This is a genomic window from Paenibacillus sp. FSL K6-1096, from assembly GCF_037977055.1.
Lineage (GTDB): Bacteria > Bacillota > Bacilli > Paenibacillales > Paenibacillaceae > Paenibacillus_AQ.
In genome coordinates this window covers 3,314,621-3,333,715 of record NZ_CP150274.1, presented here as the reverse complement: position 1 = coordinate 3,333,715, position 19,095 = coordinate 3,314,621, and the positions used below count along the sequence as shown (strand labels likewise).

General features: G+C 56.3%; 13 protein-coding genes. 5 read left to right on the top strand and 8 right to left on the bottom strand.

What is annotated here, in order from left to right:
* The first annotated feature begins 51 nt into the window (after positions 1 to 51).
* Complete coding sequence (locus tag MHI24_RS14750; protein WP_340026341.1) at positions 52 to 1,386, top strand: extracellular solute-binding protein; 1,335 nt, start codon at positions 52 to 54, stop codon at positions 1,384 to 1,386.
* A gap of 68 nt (positions 1,387 to 1,454) precedes the next feature.
* Here MHI24_RS14750 and MHI24_RS14745 read toward each other — a convergent pair whose 3' ends face one another.
* Positions 1,455 to 2,843 carry an MATE family efflux transporter gene (locus MHI24_RS14745; RefSeq protein WP_340026340.1) on the bottom strand — a complete coding sequence of 463 codons (1,389 nt, stop codon included), beginning with the start codon at positions 2,841 to 2,843 and terminating at the stop codon, positions 1,455 to 1,457.
* 192 nt (positions 2,844 to 3,035) lie between these two features.
* On the opposite strand from MHI24_RS14745, the gene MHI24_RS14740 reads away from it, so the two are divergent.
* Positions 3,036 to 4,172 carry an NADH-dependent flavin oxidoreductase gene (locus MHI24_RS14740; RefSeq protein WP_340026339.1) on the top strand — a complete coding sequence of 379 codons (1,137 nt, stop codon included), beginning with the start codon at positions 3,036 to 3,038 and terminating at the stop codon, positions 4,170 to 4,172.
* A gap of 420 nt (positions 4,173 to 4,592) precedes the next feature.
* On the opposite strand, the gene pepT is transcribed toward MHI24_RS14740, so the two are convergent.
* From pepT to MHI24_RS14720, 4 genes are all read right to left on the bottom strand, one after another.
* Positions 4,593 to 5,825 carry a peptidase T gene (gene pepT / locus MHI24_RS14735; RefSeq protein ID WP_340026338.1) on the bottom strand — a complete coding sequence of 411 codons (1,233 nt, stop codon included), beginning with the start codon at positions 5,823 to 5,825 and terminating at the stop codon, positions 4,593 to 4,595.
* Positions 5,826 to 5,943: 118 nt separating this feature from the next.
* A complete protein-coding gene (locus tag MHI24_RS14730) occupies positions 5,944 to 6,618 on the bottom strand; it encodes a sortase (RefSeq protein ID WP_340026337.1) in 675 nt (224 codons plus the stop codon).
* Positions 6,619 to 6,646: 28 nt separating this feature from the next.
* Positions 6,647 to 7,648 carry a hypothetical protein gene (locus tag MHI24_RS14725; protein ID WP_340026336.1) on the bottom strand — a complete coding sequence of 334 codons (1,002 nt, stop codon included), beginning with the start codon at positions 7,646 to 7,648 and terminating at the stop codon, positions 6,647 to 6,649.
* 482 nt (positions 7,649 to 8,130) lie between these two features.
* Positions 8,131 to 9,144, bottom strand: coding sequence for an LLM class flavin-dependent oxidoreductase (locus tag MHI24_RS14720; RefSeq protein ID WP_340026335.1), 1,014 nt, complete (start codon positions 9,142 to 9,144; stop codon positions 8,131 to 8,133).
* A gap of 278 nt (positions 9,145 to 9,422) precedes the next feature.
* Here MHI24_RS14720 and MHI24_RS14715 point away from each other — a divergent pair, with 278 nt between their 5' ends.
* Both MHI24_RS14715 and MHI24_RS14710 read left to right on the top strand, forming a co-directional pair.
* Positions 9,423 to 10,400, top strand: coding sequence for an Rpn family recombination-promoting nuclease/putative transposase (locus tag MHI24_RS14715; RefSeq protein ID WP_340026334.1), 978 nt, complete (start codon positions 9,423 to 9,425; stop codon positions 10,398 to 10,400).
* 180 nt (positions 10,401 to 10,580) lie between these two features.
* Positions 10,581 to 13,541 carry an ABC transporter substrate binding protein gene (locus tag MHI24_RS14710; RefSeq protein ID WP_340026333.1) on the top strand — a complete coding sequence of 987 codons (2,961 nt, stop codon included), beginning with the start codon at positions 10,581 to 10,583 and terminating at the stop codon, positions 13,539 to 13,541.
* Positions 13,542 to 13,577: 36 nt separating this feature from the next.
* On the opposite strand, the gene MHI24_RS14705 is transcribed toward MHI24_RS14710, so the two are convergent.
* Both MHI24_RS14705 and MHI24_RS14700 read right to left on the bottom strand, forming a co-directional pair.
* Entirely contained in the window at positions 13,578 to 14,972 is a 1,395-nt protein-coding gene (locus tag MHI24_RS14705) for an aldehyde dehydrogenase (protein WP_340026332.1), read from the bottom strand.
* Between the two features lie 73 nt (positions 14,973 to 15,045).
* Positions 15,046 to 15,750: a Crp/Fnr family transcriptional regulator gene (locus MHI24_RS14700; RefSeq protein ID WP_340026331.1), complete on the bottom strand. Its 705-nt coding sequence runs from the start codon at positions 15,748 to 15,750 to the stop codon at positions 15,046 to 15,048.
* 152 nt (positions 15,751 to 15,902) lie between these two features.
* Between MHI24_RS14700 and hcp the strand changes: the two genes are divergently transcribed.
* Positions 15,903 to 17,546, top strand: a complete 1,644-nt coding sequence (gene hcp / locus MHI24_RS14695) for a hydroxylamine reductase (RefSeq protein WP_340026693.1) — start codon at positions 15,903 to 15,905, stop codon at positions 17,544 to 17,546.
* 565 nt (positions 17,547 to 18,111) lie between these two features.
* Here hcp and MHI24_RS14690 read toward each other — a convergent pair.
* Positions 18,112 to 19,086 carry an aldo/keto reductase gene (locus MHI24_RS14690; RefSeq protein WP_340026330.1) on the bottom strand — a complete coding sequence of 325 codons (975 nt, stop codon included), beginning with the start codon at positions 19,084 to 19,086 and terminating at the stop codon, positions 18,112 to 18,114.
* Positions 19,087 to 19,095: the final 9 nt, after the last annotated feature.

Sequence of the window (19,095 nt, the reverse complement as noted above, 5' to 3'; positions counted from 1 at the left end):
GATTGATAGCGATTTCAAAGGGCCTTGTAACGTGAAATGGGAGGCTAAGCAATGCGAAGGAATCACACAGCGGGAAGTTTGTTCACGGTCTTTGCCGTGGTGCTTGCTCTGGTGCTTGCCCTGTCAGGCTGCAGCTTCACAAGCGATAACAGCGGGGCAGCATTCACTGATGCATCGGCCAGGAAAATTACAATTCATATGATGCACCTGTGGCCCGCCGGACTCTCCGCCCAGCAGTACAAGCTGGTTAGCCAGATTATCAGCGAATATGAGCAGGACCATCCCAATATTAATATTAAGCAGGACGTGCTGGAGAACGAGCAGTATAAAAATAAATTGAAGGTGCTCTCCGCCTCCAACGATCTCCCTGATGTGGGCATTACCTGGGCGGCGGGCTTCATTGAGCCTTATGCCAGAGGGGGATTGTTCGCGCCGCTGGATGATATTCTGCAAGGTGCGCGGCTTAAGGGCAAATTCGTGAACGGCGCTACGGAGGCCTATGTGGTCGATGATAAGACCTATGCGCTGCCGATTGAGATGAATATCTCGCCGATCTTCTATAACAAGGCCATTTTTGCCAAATATAATCTTGAGGTTCCCACTACCTATGAGGAATTCAAAGATGTTGTGAGAGCGCTCTCCAGCCATGGTGTAGCTCCGGTGGCACTGGGGAACAAGGACCGCTGGACCGGTTCGCTGTGGTATATGTATCTTGCCGACCGCATTGCCGGCAGCGAGACGCTGAAGCGGGCAACGAAGGGGACCAGCTATTTCGATGATCCCGGCCTGGTCCGGGCGGCGGCTGAGGTGCAGACGCTGGTGGATATGAACGCCTTCAACCGCGGCTTCAACGGGCTGTCTTATGATGAGGGCAAATCGGAATTCATGGATGAGCAAGCTGCTATGTACCTGACCGGAACCTGGGAGCTGCCGAACTTCACCACGAACCCGGAAATCACGCAGGAGTTCAAGGACAAGGTCGGGTTCTTCAAGTTCCCCACTATAGAAGGCGGGAAGGGCAATATCCGCAGCTGGATGGGAGGACCTGGGGTTGGACTGTTTGTGGCGGAGTCCTCCAAGGTGAAGGAGGAGGCCAAGGCTTTTGTGGAATACTTCGTTGACAAATGGGGGGAAACATCGGTAACCAGTGCCGGGGTCATCCCGGCGACCCGGGTGGATACCACGGATGAGGCGCTGCCGCAGCTCTATGTAGATCTGCTGAATGAATTGTACCATGCCAGCAGCATTGCGCTGTTCGCCGATGTCCAGATGAAGCCGAGTGCAGCACAGGTTCATCTGGACATGATCCAGGCGCTGTTCGGCAAGGCGGTTACGCCGGAGCAGTTCGCCGAGAGGCACAAGGAAGCATTCGCCAAGGGAAGCTGAGCCGGGAACATATAAGGGATGCCATCAGCCGGATCGTTGCGGCTGGGGCATCCCTTGTTCGTTGCTGGTTAATGAGCTGGGGCTGCCGGTGCAGCGCCCGCCGGCTCAGCCGGCTCATGCTGGATCAGGCCATGCTTCTCCCACGCTCTGCTCTTCCAGCGGAAGTACATAATGACCGCCCGCACCCATTCGTCGAAGGCGGTTGCCAGCCAGACCCCGGCCAGGCCCAGGTCAAGCGTGAATACGAGGAAGTAGCCGAGCGGCAGGCTCATGCACACCATCGAGATCAGGCCCATGTAGACCGGGAAGCGGGCATCGCCGGACGCGCGCAGCGAGTTGATGATGACCAGATTGCAGGTCCGTCCGGTCTCCAGGAAGAAGCTGAGCAGGATTACCTGTGCCCCCATGGCGATGATCATCTCATTGTCTGTGAACAGGCCCAGCAGCGGCTTGCGGAACAGGATGACCAGCGCATCCATAAGAACGGTAACCAGCAGCGCCCACTTTACACTGGTGAATACCCGCGAGTAGGCCTCCTGCATTCTTCTGGCACCGACGAGATGACCGACAATGATTGAAGTGCCCATCGCCACCGCCACGCTGAACAGGAAGATGTAGCTCGAGATATTCACCGCGTACTGGCGGGTAGCCATCGCTTCGGCGCCGAGATAGGTAATGTACAGGGTGAAGACCAGCTGGCAGCACTGATAAATCACCGATTCAAAAGCGGACGGAATCCCGATCTTCAGAATCTGCAGCACGTACTTCCGGGAGAGATGAATGTAATAGCTCCATTTCACCTTCACCTCCATAATCCGGTAGAGCATGATGAAGAACATAATAAGAGCGATGAAACGGCTGGTAATTGTTGAGATGGCCGCTCCTTCCACTCCAAGTACAGGCAATCCGAGATGCCCGAAGATCAGCAGATAGTTGCCCCCGACATGGATGATATTCATCAGCAGCGATACCATCATCGACTGCCTGGTGAAGCCGTGGGAGCGGATGGCGGCAGCCAGGGCATTAATCAGTGCCTGCAGGAAAATGGCGCCTCCGACAATATTGATATAGGAACGGCCGTAGGCGAGAATATCACCTTTTACATTAAGCGCCTGCAGCAGATGGCTTCCGAACAGCAGCATGACGGTGCTTAGAATTAGACCGACCGCGAGATTGAGGGTAACGGCATTGCCGATGACCCTTGCGGCCTCCCGTGGCTGCTTGGAGCCGAGATACTGCGACACGACAATCGCCGCGCCGTTCCCGATGACGCTGAGCGCCAGGATAGCTATGGCAATAATCTGATTGGCCGCCCCGACGCCGGAGACGGCATCATCGGAGACGGAGCTGATCATGAACGTATCCATGGTTCCCATGAGCATGAACAGGAACAGCTCCAGAAAAATCGGCCAGGTCAGCTTCATTAACTTCATTTCTGCGGGCTTGCTTGTGTCCATCATACACCTTCTTGTTATTCAGAATTTTCGGAGACCACATGTATGGTAGCACAGCCTATGTAAAAATGCAGCGGCATTTCACAAATGTGCGATTGTCCATCCATTGTAGTATGATAATAGCCGGGAGAGGCCCGGCCTGTATACCGGGTAAATTAGTGATTCTGAATGATATTAATGAAGGGATGGATAACCATGCTGAAAACAGAGTATAGCCCGCTGCTGGAAACGTTCCGCTTCGCGAATGGAGTGGAGCTGAAGAACCGGCTGGTGATGGCACCGATGACGAATTTCTCCTCACATGAGGATGGAGCGGTCTCCCGCGAGGAGCTGGATTATTACATCCGCCGCTCCGGGGGAGCGGGGATGGTCATTACCGCGTGTGTCTATGTGAACCGCGGCGGCAAAGGCTTCCCGGGTGAATTCGGAGCCGACCATGACGGGCTGATTCCCAGCCTGCGCGAGCTGGCGGATGCGATCAAGGGGCAGGGGGCGAAGGCCATCCTGCAGATTTTCCACGGCGGACGCCAATGCCCGCCGGAGCAGCTTCCGGACGGCCAGCCGGTCAGCGCAAGCGCTGTGCCGTCTGAGCTGCCGGGCGGAGGAACCGGTCCGGTGCCCCGTCCGCTGACGGACGAAGAGATTACTGGAATCATCGCGGACTTCGGGGAAGCCACCCGCCGGGCCATCGAAGCCGGCTTCGATGGCGTGGAGATTCACGGCGCGAACGGCTATCTGGTGCAGCAGTTCTTCTCGCCGCACTCGAACCGCCGCGACGACCGCTGGGGCGGAGATCTGCAGAAGCGCCTGGCCTTCCCGCTGGCCGTGCTGCGCAGCGTGAAGGAAGCGGTGCGGGAGCATGCCCGGGAGGCCTTCATTGTAGGCTACCGCTTCTCGCCTGAAGAGCCGGAGACGCCGGGGATTACGATGGCAGAGACCTTCGCGCTGGTCGATGCCCTGACCGCCGAAGGGCTGGATTATCTCCATGTCTCCCTCATGGAGCTATGGTCGCTGCCGCGCCGGGGAACGGAGGACAGCCGTCCGCGGATCGATCAAATTGTAGACCGCGCGGCCGGTAAGGCTCCTGTGATCGGAGTTGGCTCGCTCTATACCGCTGCCGATGCCCTGAAGGCTCTGGACAGCGGCATCAGCCTGGTTGCGCTGGGCCGTCCGCTCCTGATCGATCCGGACTGGGTGCAGAAATTGGCTGAGGGCCGGGCCAATGAGATTAAGACGGAGCTGGATACGGAAGCGCAGGCTGAGCTTGTGATCCCGGACCCGCTCTGGAGAGCATTGGTTCATACGCCGGGCTGGCTGCCGCTGAAGCAATAACCATTGGAACCCCGGATCGCCTGTAGTTGGGTGGTCCGGGGTTTTTGATTGGGGAATAATGTTACTGTGCAGGGGGGGGTGTGTAGGAAAGCGAATACATTGGGCGAGGGCGAGGCGCGTGGACTGAATGTATGCGAAAAAGCGAATATAATGGGCTGGCGTGGAAGGTTGCGGGCAGATGTATTCGAAAAACCGAACACAATGGGTAGGCGTGAGAGTTGGTGGGCTGAATGTATGTGAAAAACCGAATACAATGTGCTGGTGTGGAGGATTGCGGGTAGATGTATGCGAAAAAGCGAATACAATTAGCAGCCGCGAAGGTACAGGGGGTTCCCCGGCAGAAGTTCCGGACAACACGAAGAACCCCGAATGAGCGGATTGTGCTTTTTGCGGGGGTTCTTGTGCTGCTCCGGCAGACGCTTAAGCGCGCTGCTCCGCCAGACTGACGATCTCCACGATAACCTGTACGGCCTTCTCCATAACGTCCACAGAGATGTATTCGTATTTACCGTGGTAATTCTCACCGCCGGTGAATATGTTCGGGGTAGGCAGTCCCATATAGGACAGCTGTGAACCGTCGGTGCCTCCGCGGATCGGGTGGATCAGCGGCGTGATGCCGAGATTCTCCATTGCTTCCCGGGCGATGTCGACGATATGGCTTACCGGCTCGATTTTCTCGCGCATGTTGTAGTATTGGTCCTTCATGTCCAGCACGATGCTGTCTGCTCCGTAGGTGCTCTTGAATTCCTCTACAATGGCGGCGATGGTGGATTTACGGTTCTCGAAGCCCGTGCGGTCGAAGTCGCGGATGATATAGTGCAGCTTGCTCTCTTCGGCATTGCCCTGTATGGAGAGCAGGTGGTAGAAGCCCTCGTAGCCGTCTGTGAATTCCGGGGCTTCACCGGCGGGCAGCCGGAGATGGAAGGCCATGGCGATTTTGGACGAATGGATCATCTTGCCCTTGGCTGTACCGGGATGCACGTTGACTCCGCGGAAGGTGATTTTGGCGGCGGCAGCATTGAAGCTCTCATATTCCAGCTCCCCGAGCGGACCTCCGTCCACGGTATAGGCATAGGAAGCGCCGAAGGCGGCAACGTCGAACTTATGCGGGCCGCGTCCGATTTCTTCATCGGGGGTAAAAGCAACCCGGATCTTCCCGTGCCGGATCTCCGGGTGTTCCAGCAGATACGCCATGGCGGTCATGATCTCCGCAATTCCTGCCTTGTTGTCCGCCCCCAGCAGGGTGGTGCCGTCTGTTGTAATCAGGGTATGCCCCTTGTAGCCGCTCAGCTCCGGGAAGCTCTCTGTGGAGAGTACAACATTCTGCTCCTGGTTCAGCACCAGATCCTTCCCGTCATAGTTCTCGACAATCTGCGGCTTCACATTCGCGCCGGTGAGTTCTGTTGCAGTATCCAGATGAGCCAGGAAGCCGATGACAGGAACATCCTTATCTGTGTTAGCCGGCAGCGAAGCCATAACATAGCCATTCTCGTCCACTGTGATCTCTGTCAGTCCCAGCTCCTGGAGCTCTCCCGCCAGCTTGCGGGCCAGCTCCATCTGGCCTGGGGTGGAAGGGCAGGTCTCACTGTCCTCATTCGATTGGGTATCCATCTGAGCATACGATACAAAACGTCTAATCAGCTCTTCTCTCAAAACCAAGTCATCTCCTCTTCAGCTTGCGTATGTCTATATTATCACGATCTGAACAAGGTCTCATACTCTAGCAGGTAATATAAGGGAGGCGGGCCGCTTAGGGAGGAGAGCGGTCTGGTTACGGGCGGTGCGGCCGGGGCTTTTCACGGGAGACAAGCTTGGCTGAGAGCAGGTAGCGGTCCGGTGCCGGACCGGTGTAAGCGAAAGGGTAACAGGTGATTAAGGTAAGAACAGGCTCGCTGCCGGGCTTAATCGCTCCCCTTATCTCCTTGTCCACAATTCTGCTCCCTGTTACTTCATAGGTAAATACCCCGTCCGCCGTCTCCAGCGTGAGTGTATCGCCGGGCTCCAGCTTGCCGAGGCTGCGGAAAACAGTATCGCGGTGGCCGGCCAGCACACTGTTGCCGGAGCTGCCCGGTGCGGCGCTGGCGGCATCATGACCTGCGCCCTGTCTCAGCTCAGCGCGGCCGGTTCCCTCCAGAATGGCCATCCGCTGATCCAGCTTCGGGAAATAGAGCTCGCCAATCACCTCGCCCTCCTTGTAAGAAGCCGGGCGGGCTTCCGCCAGGTCTGTCATCTCTGCAGGGCGGCTCATCATTCCTTCGGGCAGCGGGATTTCCTCTTCAGAGACTTGGGACAGCCGGGCTTCCTCCCTCTTTTTGTCCCAGATGTGCAGCGCCTGCCGGGCTTCGGCGGGCGCTCTGACAATCTGGAAGGCGGAATACAGCATAACGCACAAAGAGAGCAGGAGGATCAGCTTCGCGGCAAGTGATAGACCGGAACGTATCCTCATACTCTCTCCTCCAGACTTGTGCGGAATCTTATTTCTTCTGGCCCAGTCTGCGGATCGCCAGGACGCAGATCACGGCCGCAGCCAGGCTGGCCGCAAGCAGATTGTACCAGGGACTGGCGGTATCCGGCAGCCTGCCGCTGCCATCGGGTGCGCCCAGCGGAAGCTCATCATCGGCAAGTGTCACTTCCCCGCCTGGTGAAGGTGCCGGAGTGCTGCCCGGTGCGACAGCTCCAGAGCCCGGCGTGGCGGATGGACCACCACTAACTGGGTCACTGCCCCCGCCCAGCGGAACAGGAGCCTCGCTTACGGTGACTTCCTCCTCCTGCGGTAACGCTGGCGCAGCCGGTGAAGGCGCCGGTGTCAGCACAGGCGGTGTGCTGCTGCCCGGTCCGGCTGTTGCTCCCGGAGTGCTCCCCGGGCTGCCGGTCGGCTCCGGCGATGCCTCGGCGGACGGTCCCGCGGTCGGCCCTGGCGATGCCCCGGCCGATGGTCCTGCCGTTGGCTCCGCTGTCGGGCCCGGCGTCGGCTCTGGAGTGCTGCCCGGCCCGGGTGTCGGCTCAGGACCGGTGCCCGTTGCCGTGAAATCCAAGGCGATGCTTACCGCCTTCTGCTGGAACTCGTTCCCCGCTTCCGGCGGGAACAGCACCTTCATCTGGACCGTAGCTTCAGCTTCACCTGCAAGCGAGCCAAGGGTTAACGCGCCTGACGCCCCGTTCATCCCCCCGGAATAGAGGATTACTCCCTCTTTTTGCAGGGTCAGCTGCAGAATATTGAATAATTCTTCATCTCCGGCAAGCAGCCGGACGGCTACAGAGTAATCAAACGGCTCATTACCGCCATTAATGACTGTATAATCGGTCGATACCGTATCTCCAGGCTGCATGTTGTTCATCGCGGCGCCGGCGGTCTTATGCGAATTCACGGTGAGCTTAATCGTATCCTCTGCGCTGGCTCCTCCGCTATGCCAGATCACACCTGCCAGGACAACCAGAATGTAAGCCCCTATTATGGCTGTATGCCGCTTCTTCAATGCTCCACCGCTCCTTTCTTCTCATAACCATCCGGCGTTTCCCGCCATATTCCGCGTTGTTTCGAAATTCTATCCCGCAACCTGTCGAATAAAGTAGTTCTATGAAGAACCACGAAGAATTAGGGTGATAGTACTGTGCAGGACGAATGTATGCAGGGATATACGCTTGTCGTTCGTTATAACGAATAATATTCAGTATAATCAATAATTGATTGAATTGGAAATATGAAATTTGGTTTAAAATAGCCGTATTTTAATTATTATTCGTTGGAAATGATTATTATCGTTAATTTAGTCTGCTTATCTCGTTTTTACTCTTGTTTTTGTCGGCGAATTGTATTTTATTAAGAACAATTTATTCTTGCGGGGGACATTTTGCGGCATACCAAACAGCCCATTGGACGGCTGCTATGGTCTTTCTCCATAGGCGGTTCAATAGGCTGTGTGGCTGTGCGGCGATATTGGATACGGGTGCTTTGGGATTAGTTCTCCTTCAGCAAATCAGCAACAAGCTCATAGGAATGAAGCCGGGCGGAGTGGTCATACACCTGCGAGGCGACAATGAACTCATCTGCATCCGTCTCTTCGAGAATCTGCAGCAGCCGTTCCTTAATTAGTGGCGGATCGCCGGCAATAGAATATTGCTGTTTGCTCATCAGCAGTGCCTTCTCCTGGGATGTCCAGATTCCGTCCAGACTGGCGATAGGCGGCTGGAGCTTGCCTGTGCGGCCGCGGATAATATTCAGGAATTGAAGCTGCTGGGAGGTGGCCAGCCTGCGGGCCTGCTCCGCCGTATCTGCTGCTGTAACGCCCAGGCCGACCATGACATGCGGCTTATCGAGTACCGCAGACGGGCGGAAGCTGGTGCGGTACAGATGCAGCGCGGGCAGCAGATAATCCGGTGCGAAGTGGCTGGCAAAAGCAAACGGCAGCCCAAGCTGGCCCGCAAGCTGGGCGCTGAAGCCGCTGGAGCCGAGCAGCCAGATCGGGATGTTCAGCCCCTCGCCGGGGAAGGCGCGTACACCGGCCGGACGGGAACCCGACCCGTCCGGATCGAAGTATGCCCGCAGCTCAGCAAGCTGCTCGGGGAATTCGCTGCCGTCGCTGCCGAGGCCGCGGCGCAGCGCTCTGGATGCCGCCTGGTCGGAGCCGGGCGCCCGGCCCAGACCGAGATCAATCCGTCCCGGATACAAGGATTCCAGCGTGCCGAATTGCTCGGCAATCACCAGCGGGGCGTGGTTGGAGAGCATGATGCCTCCTGAGCCTACGCGGATGCTTTTGGTCCCGGCAGCCACATGACCAATGACCACCGAGGTGGCGGAGCTGGCGATGCCGGGCATATTATGATGCTCCGCCAGCCAGTACCGGTGATAGCCCCATTCCTCGGCATGACGCGCCAGATCAAGGGTGTTATGGAAAGAATCTGCCGCTGTTCCGCCCTCCCGGATGGGGGCCAGGTCCAGCACGGAGAATGGTATATCCTGAAGTCTTTTCACTTAAATCCCTCCTGTATCAAAATGCCTTGCCTATCTGTAAGCAGTATTTGCAGCAGTGTAAAGGTGTACCCGCAATTATACCATGAATTATTATAATTTACACACTTTAAGTAAGCATCATGCAAATTGAAGGTGGTCTGGAGGGGGTTAAGTGAAAGTTAGATGGTTGTGATTCTTGCAGATAATGTCGTAAAAACGTGACTTTAGTCACTTACTTGCGTAATTACAATATTGGATAATGATTTAAAAGATTCTCTTTTATTTGGAATTCATGGAATATGGAGGGCGGACGTTTTGTATTTAGCTTGAATCGGGAGGCGACAAAGATCTCTATACCGCATGATGAAGCTTTTAAGAAGCTGCTGGAGACGTTTTTTCAGGAATTCATTGAGCTGTTCTTTCCTGAGCTGGATGCTATGTTGGACTATAGTGAGACCCGGTTTCTGATGCAGGAATTGCTGGTGGATATTGTCGGCGAAGAGGCGCGGGAGCTGGATCTGCTGCTGGAGACCCGCTACAAAGGGCTGGATGGCTATATTCTGATTCACCTGGAGCCGCAATCGTACAAGGATCATGAATTTCGCGAAAGAATGTTTATCTATTTCAGTCGCCTGTTTGAGCGCTACCGCAAAGACCATAAGCTGATTATCCCGATTGCGATTTTTACCTCGGATGAGGTAAGGGAGGAACAGGACACGCTGGAGATGTCCATCCCGGAACACAACATTCTGCGCTTCCAGTTTCTTAAGGTGGAGCTGCGCAAGCAGAACTGGCGGCGGTTCATCGATTCGGATAATGCGGTGGCTGCTGCGTTATTGGCAAAGATGGGGTATACTACAAGAGAAGCGAGAGAAGTGCGCCGGGAATTCCTGCGGATGTTCATGAAGCTGAGAGCGCGGCTGGATCAGGGCCGGTTGGCATTGATTATGTCAGTAGCGGATCTGTACTTCAAGCCGGACCGGGCACAGGACGAAGAGATTCTAAAAGAATTAATCAATCATTACCCGGAGGAGGGAGAAGCAATTATGGAGCTTATGCCAGCCTGGAAGCGTTGGGGTTATGAAGAGGGTATTGCGGAAGGCATTGAGAAAGGTATTGAGAAAGGTATTGCAGAAGGCATTGAGAAAGGCAAAGCGGAAGGCAAAGAAGAAGGCCAGGCGGAGACGATCCGTAAACTGCTGCTCCACGGATTTTCTCCCGAGGCGGTATCCAAAGCTGTGGAGCTGCCGCTTGATGAGATTAAGAAGCTGATGTGAATGTGAATACAGACCCGGGCGGATGTTGTCCTGGGTCTTTTTTTATGTTCCGGAGCTTCCTCGAACCAGGCCGCCTGCTGTCGCTATTTGTTGTTTCTAAAAACACAGTTTCCCCCTATAATTGGTATCAAAGCAAGTCCTCAGAAACTGACTTCGGGACAGATGAACGGGAGTGTGCGAATGAGTGTAGATCATATTCATCTCAGGTTGTTAAGAAGCTTGCTCTTGCCTCTGTTTATCTTGCTGTACATAACCGGTGCTGCGGATTCCGCTGCTGCTGCCGGGGAGCCGCCTGTCCGCAATGTGCTGGTGCTGCACTCCTATCAGAAGGGCTTCGATTGGACGGATGAGCAGAGTGCCGGAATCGAAGCAGGCCTGAAGAACACCCCCGATTCACCAGTGATCTACACGGAGTACATGGACTGGAAACGGTATCCCAGTCAGGAGAACCTCGAACATTTCTACGAAACGATCAAATTCAAGTATCAGAAGGTCCAGATCAGCGCTGTGCTCACAACCGATGATGCGGCCTTAACCTTCGCAATGAAATACCGCCATGAGCTTCTGAACGATGCTCCCATTATCTTCAGCGGTGTCAATGAACGGGGCTTCGGCAGTCTCCCGGATCTTAATCATATCACCGGAGTGATTGAGAAGATCGATGCGGCCCCGACCCTCCGTATGGCACTGGAGCTCAATCCTTCCATTAAAAAGGTCTATGTGCTCTATGACCGGTCGGAGAGCGGTGTGTCCACCGGTTCTATGGTCAAGGAGCAGATTGATGCTATGCATCAAGGGCTGGAGGTCATCCCCATGGACCGCTTATCCCTTGAGCAGATCAAAGCCACGGCATCGTCCCTCACCCCGGACAGCATTGTGTTAATGACTACATATTACAGTGATGCCACCGGAAGAATTGTCGAATTCGACAAGTTCGCCAGCGAGCTTGGCAGGAGCAGCAGTGTCCCGGTGTACCATATCTATGATTTCGGGCTGAATCACGGCGCCTTCGGGGGCAGTCTGATCAGCGGCAGAATCCAGGGCCAGACTGCGGCCGCGCTGGCTCAGCGTGTTCTTCAGGGGGAAGACGCTGGGAGGATTCCGGTGGTAACGGACAGCACCTTGCGTAGTGTATTTGATTACAATGAGCTGAAGCGGTTCAATATCGCGCCGGACAGGCTGCCGGAGGGCAGTGAGATTATCAACAGACCGTTTTCCTTTTATCAGACGTACAAGGTACTGGTGCTTAGCGTGGTGGCTGCTTTTATCATGCTGGTCACCTTCATCCTCGTATTATTGTTCTACGTGCAGCTCGTCAAGCGGATCAGAAGCAATCTGGAAAAAAGCAATGAGCGCTTCAGCCTCGCGACCTACGGCTCGGATGCCGTCATCTGGGATGTGGACATGACTACGATGCTCTACTATTTCTCGGATAGCTGGTATGAGCTGCTGGGCTATGAGCGGGGGGAGATCAATGAGAGCCGCGGCGGCTGGCGGGAGCTTGTCCATCCGGAGGATGCCGGGGAGGAGGACCGGCTGCGGACCCAGCACCTGGAGGGCCGGTCGTCCTATTATTATGCTGAATACCGGATGCGGTGCAAGTCGGGGGAATACAAGTGGTTTCAGGCACGCGGCAAGGTGCTGCGCAGCGCCGGCGGCGGATACATCCGGTTCGCCGGGTCTATGGTGGATGTGACCGACCGGAAGGGGGTTGAGAGCAAGCTGCAGTTGAGCTACCAGGAGCTGGAGTCCACGTATGAGGAATTGACGGCACTGCAGGACGAACTGCTGGAGCAGTATAACAAGGTAGTGGAGAATCAGGCGCTGCTTCAAGTCAGTGAGGAGAAGTACCGGCTGCTGGCGTACAATGATGTGCTGAGCGGCCTGCCGAACCGGCTGTCGCTGTCCGAGGCGCTGAAGCAATTCATCGAAGAGCATGCGGGCGGGCATGCGGCGCTCTTTTTTCTCGATATTGATAATTTCAAATACATTAACGATACCATGGGCCACACGTTCGGCGATGAGCTGCTGGTGAAGGTGGGGGAACGGCTGCTGGGCCGCTCGGATGGACGCAGCAGGCATTTCCGCTTCGGCGGTGACGAGTTCGTGATTCTGTTCAAGGATGCAGGCGGGACAGATGAGGTGATCCGCTATGCGGAGGCGCTGGTTCAGGGCTTCAAGGAGCCGTTCCAGCTGAACGCGAGCGTGGTGCATATCTCGGCCAGCATTGGAATTGCGGAGTACCCGGAGAATGGCGTGAACGCAGAGGAGCTGCTGAAGAATGCTGACATTGCCATGTACAAGGCGAAGCAGGCGGGCAAGGGCGGTTATGTAATCTATGGGCAGGAGATGCAGCGGCATTTCGACGAGCGGATGATTATTGAAAAGCATCTGCGCAGCGCCATCTCGAATAACGAGCTGTCCCTGCATTATCAGCCGCTGGTGGACACCGGATCGGGTGAAATCTGGGGCTTCGAGGCGCTGATCCGCTGGAACAGTCCAGTACTGGGCTTCGTGTCGCCGTTATCCTTCATCCGGATTGCCGAGGACTGCCGGCTGATTGTTCCCGTCGGGGAGTGGGTGCTGCGCGCCGCCTGCCGGTTCACCCGGGACCTGCACAATCAGGGGAACGAAGGCTATCATATCTCGGTCAATATCTCGGTGATTCAGCTGATGCAGGAGGACTTCACGGACATGGTGCTTGCGGTGCTGCGGGATACCGGGCTTGCGCCGGAATATCTGGAGCTGGAGATTACGGAATCGATCTTCATGGGCTCCTTCGAGGCGATCAGCTCCAAGCTGGAAGCGCTGAAAAGAATGGGCATTGGCATCGCCCTGGATGACTTCGGAACCGGCTACTCCTCGCTCAGCTACCTGAAGCAGCTGCCGATTACGACCCTGAAGATCGACAAATCCTTCATTGACAATATTGACACCCCGAACCACAGGTCACTGGCCAGCTCCATTGTAACCATCGGCCACGATATGGGGCTGAATGTGACTGCGGAGGGCGTGGAGACGCCGGAGCAGCTTGCTTTTCTGGAGCGCACCCGCTGCGACAAAATCCAGGGGTACTATATCAGTAAGCCGATTCCCGAGAAAGAGGTGGCGGGCTGGGTGGCGGAGCGCAGAGCAGGTTGAGGGGGCTTCCCCTCTTCGGGCCTGCCCCCACCTCAACTACTTCAGCAGCTTCCGCGCCAGCTTGACCTTGCTGCCGTAAGGCGGATAGACGATCCCGGTATCGAATCGTGTGCTTCGTTTAACAATGCTTTTGCGATGGGAGAACAGATCGAAGCTGTGCTTGCCGTGATAGCTGCCGATTCCCGAGCTGCCGACCCCGCCGAACGGCAGGCGGGTGCTGGCGACATGGGAGATCGTATCGTTGATGCAGCCGCCCCCGAAGGACACCTGGCTCAGCACCTGCTGCTCCACCTGCTTGTCTTCAGTGAACAGATATAAGGCGAGCGGCTTGGGGCGGGCATTGATGCTCTGGATGGCATCCTCCAGCCGCTGGTATTCGATAATGGGCAGCACCGGACCGAAGATCTCTTCCTCCATCGAGGCGTCACTCCAGTCGGCCGGATAGATCAGGGACGGCTCAATGTACAGCTCCTCCGCTACAACTGCCCCGCCAAGGATCAGCTTCCCGCGGTCCCGCACCAGCATGTCCTCAATCCGCCGCAGCTGGCGTTCATTTACGATCCGCCCATAATCTGCGCTGAGCCGGGCATCAGCCCCATAGAAGCGGGTAATGCAGCGCTTCATCCGCTCAATCAGCTCTGCCGCCACCCCGCTGTGAACCAGCAGATAGTCCGGTGCAATGCAGGTCTGCCCGGCATTGATCAGCTTGCCCCATACAATCCGTTTCGCCGCTGCCTCCAGGTCGGCGGTCCGGTCGACGATGACCGGGCTTTTGCCGCCCAGCTCCAGGGTGACTGGAACCAGCTTCTTCGCGGCCGCCTCCATCACCAGCCTCCCTACCGGTACGCTCCCGGTGAAGAAAATATAGTCGAATGCAGCGTGGATCAAAAGACTTGTCGTCTCCTTCTCACCCTCCACCACCCGGATATAACCCGGGTCGAAGGTCTCCCGGATCATCTCCCTGATGACAGCGGAGGTGGCCGGTGTGCTCTCCGAAGGCTTCAGTACCGCACAGTTGCCTGCGGCAATGGCCCCGATCAGGGGCTCGATTAACAGCTGGAAGGGATAGTTGAACGGTCCGATAATGAGTACGGTGCCGTAAGGCTCGGACAGAATTCTGCTTCTGGCCGGGAAGAGATGCAGCGGTGAGCCGACTTTCACCGGCTTCATCCAACGCCGCAGATGCTTCATCATATAACCGATGCTGTCCAGTGTGAAGCCGATCTCGGTGGCGTAAGCCTCGAATTCGCTCTTGTGCAGGTCCTGGTTCAGTGCAGCTATAATTCTTGCTTCGCTGCGCTTGATAGCTGTCTTCAGCTTCTGCAGCTGCTCCAGCCGGAAACGAAGCGTTCTTGTGATGCCGGTGTTGAAATACTCTCTATGCTCAGCCAGCAAATGGATCAGTTGTTCGTCTGTGAGTGGCAGCGTCATATGCTTGCATCCTCCTCGGTAATGTCAATGGGAATGGAAGGGCGGGTGTGTCTCGGCGCTGGCTTCAGGAGGCCTACAGGTTGCCTGAAGAAGAAGGCAGGCTCTGAATGTAATCATTCATCCGCCCCCGGTCCAGCAGCGTGATTTCATTGCCCTTGAAGGCGATCCAGCCCTGGTCGCGCAGGAATCCAAGCTCGCGGGACAGCGAAGGGCGGGCGGTATTCATATGCCCGGCCCATTCCTTCCGGCTGAAGGGCAGCTTCAGCTGGTCCGTGCCCTGCTGCTCACCCTGCTCCAGCAGGAAGTCGATAATCCGGCGGCGCAGCGGGCCGGCGGACAGATTCTCAATCTTCCGGTTGACCAGCACCAGCCGCTCGGAGAGATTCTCAATGAAGCGGGTAAGGATATCCGCATCTGCCGCAAATAACCGCAGCAGCTCCTGCTTGCTGATGAACATGACCCTACAAGGGCCGGTGGCAGTTACGGTGGCGGGTACTACATTTATTTTGCGGAATAACACGGCTTCGCAGATCGTCTGCCCTTCCTTCAGATGGGCGATGGTCACGCTGCTGCCGGTGGAATGCGTCTTCTGCACCTCCACACGGCCGGAGAGCAGAATGCCCAGCCGGTCCGCCGGGTCGCCTTCGGCAAGGATGATGGCATTCTTGCGGTAAGTGCTGACGGAATAGGCCAGCGTGTCCAGCAGCAAGCTGATCTCCTCGGCGGACTTCCCCCGGAAGAGCAGGCAGGCTTGCAGTGCGGCAGGCTCCGGTCTCATAACTTTCCTCCACATTCATGGTAATCGGTAACATCCGTTACCGATTGATAGACGAAAGTCTACTACAATTATTGGTAACTGTAAAGGCGGGGCTGTAGCGTAGTCCCGGTCAGTACACCCATATATGAGAAGGAGTGAAGGTAGTGAGCGAGATGTTTTGTTTTCAGTGCCAGGAGGCGGCGAAGGGAACGGGTTGTACGATTCAGGGAGTATGCGGCAAGACCAGTGAAGTAGCCAACCTGCAGGACCTGCTGGTATATACACTCAAAGGCATTGCCATTTTTGCGCGCAGCGGCCGCGAGCTGGGGATCACCGACCCGGTGACGGAGAAATTTATAATAGAGAGCTTGTTCGCTACCATTACCAATGCCAATTTTGTCCCGGAATATTTCACCGCGAAGATCCGCGAGGGGCTGGCCCTGCGGGATACATGGCGCAGCAGGGTCGCGGATGCCGGAGTGGCGGCGTATCTGTCTGATCAAGACGCGGCGAAGTGGAATGCGGGTACGGATGAAGAGCTGATGGACAAGGCGGCAACCGTCGGTGTACTTGCTACAGAGCATGAGGATATCCGCTCCCTGCGTGAGGTGCTGACCTATGGCCTGAAGGGCATGGCAGCCTACATGGAGCATGCGGCGGTGCTGGGCTTCTATGAAGCGGGTGCACATGCTTTTATGGAAAAAGGCTTGACGGCAACGCTGGATGACAGCCTGAGCGGCGGTGAGCTGACGGCTCTTGTGCTGGAATGCGGCAAGTTCGGCGTGGATGTGATGGCGCTGCTTGACCGTGCGAATACGGCGGCTTACGGCAACCCGGAGATTACCAAAGTAAATATCGGAGTTGGTACGAATCCCGGTATTCTAATCAGCGGACATGATCTGAAGGATATGGAGGAGCTGCTGAAGCAGACAGAGGGAACCGGAGTTGACGTGTATACACACAGCGAGATGCTGCCGGCCCACTATTATCCGGCCTTCAAGAAGTACAGCCACTTCGTGGGCAACTACGGCAATGCCTGGTGGAAGCAGAATGAAGAGTTCGCCAGCTTCAACGGCCCGATTCTGATGACAACGAACTGCATCGTACCGCCGAAGGACAGCTACAAGCACCGGCTGTACACCACAGGCAACACGGGTTATCCGGGCGTTCCTCATGTCGCGGCAGGAGCAGACGGCGTGAAGGATTTCTCGGCCATTATTGAGCAGGCGAAGAGCTGCGACGCTCCGGTGGAGATTGAGACAGGCGAGATTGTCGGCGGCTTCGCCCATGCGGCTGTAATGAACGTGGCGGATCAGGTAGTCGGAGCAGTGGAGAGCGGCGCAATCAAGCAATTCTTCGTTATGGCCGGCTGCGACGGACGGATGAAGAGCCGGAACTATTATACGGACTTTGCGTCAGAGCTGCCGCAGGATACGGTCATTCTTACCGCCGGCTGCGCCAAATACAAATACAACAAGCTGCCGCTTGGCGACATCGGCGGGATTCCGCGTGTGCTTGACGCCGGCCAGTGCAATGATTCCTACTCGCTGGTCGTCATTGCCCTGAAGCTGAAGGAGGTCTTCGGCCTTGCAGACATCAACGATCTGCCGATCTCCTACAACATTGCCTGGTACGAGCAAAAGGCGGTCATCGTGCTGCTCGCGCTGCTCCATCTGGGCGTGAAGAACATTCACCTTGGCCCGACTCTTCCGGCGTTCCTGTCGCCTAATGTGGCCAAGGTACTGGTGGATAACTTCGGCATCGGCGGAATAACAACGGTGCAGGAGGATATGGAGCGGTTTATTGCTGCGGTGTAGATTAGAAAGTCCTGAGTTACATGAATCCAATTGAAGAAATAAGCTGCTTGAAACAGGCTGTAACCTATTGGGGTTTCTTAACCGGACCAGCTATCGACCATAGTTCAAACCTGATATAATGGGAAATAGACAAGTAACCGGTGGGATTTATGACACGGCGAAGCTACCCGAGAGGGGGTGACGCTGTGTCACTTGATCTGCTCGTGAAGCTTCTGGACGTGTTGCTGAAGATGGTCGGTATTTTTGCTGGCTTAAAGACTTTGTGCAACCGGAAACAGAAACCACGTAAAGACAAGAAAAACCACCGGCGATAGGTTGGGCCCTTGATCCGGTGGTTTTTCGCGTAAGAATGAAACTCTCGCCGTGGTCGCCCACTGGCAAATTGTCTGGATAGTCGTGATGCGTCAACATCACGGCTATTTTTTATTATTACCGAAAACAAAATTAAATTTCCTGTGTGCCAAGTATAGCACACTACAATCTGTTTTTCTATAAAGCATAAGAAGGCTGAGGAAAAGTTATCCATGAGCAGTTAATGACTCAGAGGATGGATACCGGCCGGCGGTTACGGCAGCCGGTAGAAGGCGAACGGCTCGCCGGTGCGGAAGGCGGCGCTGGCCTGCTCCAGCCGCTCCAGCGCCGCTGCGTCCGGCTGGACGGAGAGGCTGAGCAGATTCTCCTGCACCTGCTCCGCGCGGGTGGCACCGACAATCACCGTGGAGACGGCGGGCCGGTTCATCAGCCAGGCCAGGGACAGTGCCGCAGGTGTTGTGCCCAGCTCCTCCGCTATTGCTTGAACCTGCTCCCCAAGCGAGATTCGCTCCGGGGTCAGGAAGCGGCGGAAGTTCGGATCGGTGACTGCTCTGGAAGCAGCAGGAGCGCTGCCGCCGGAAGCGTATTTGCCGGTGAGAATGCCTCCGGCCAGCGGGAAGTAAGGGATGATCCCAAGGCCCTGATCCAGGCACAATGGCAGCAGTTCGGTCTCCGGGGTGCGGTCAGCCAGCGAGTAGCTGCACTGGATGGATATATACTTGGCCCAGTGCCGGGCTTCGCTGATGCCGAGCGCCTTCATCAGCTCCCAGGCGGCATAGTTGGAGGCGCCGATATAGCGCACTTTGCCCGCTGTGATCATATCATCGAGCGTGCGGAGCGTCTCCTCCAGCGGGGTATAGGGATCGAAGGTATGGATCTGATACAGATCCACATAGTCGGTCTTCAGGCGGCGCAGGCTGCCCTCCAGCTCCTGCATCAGATGGCGGCGGGAGGAGCCGCTGCCGCCGGGGCCGTCATGCTTCGGAAGACCGGCCTTGGTCGTCAGCACGGCCTCCTGGCGCCTGCCTTCGAGCGCAAGGCCGATGATCCGCTCCGATTCGGAGCCGGCATAGATATTGGCCGTATCGATGAAGTTAATTCCCTGATCCATGGCGGTGTGGATGATGCGGATTGAGGTCTCCTGGTCAGCCCGTTTACCGAACGAGTTGGTTCCCAGGCCCAGGGCGGATACCTGCAGCCCGCTGTGTCCCAGACGGTTATATTGCATAATAATCAC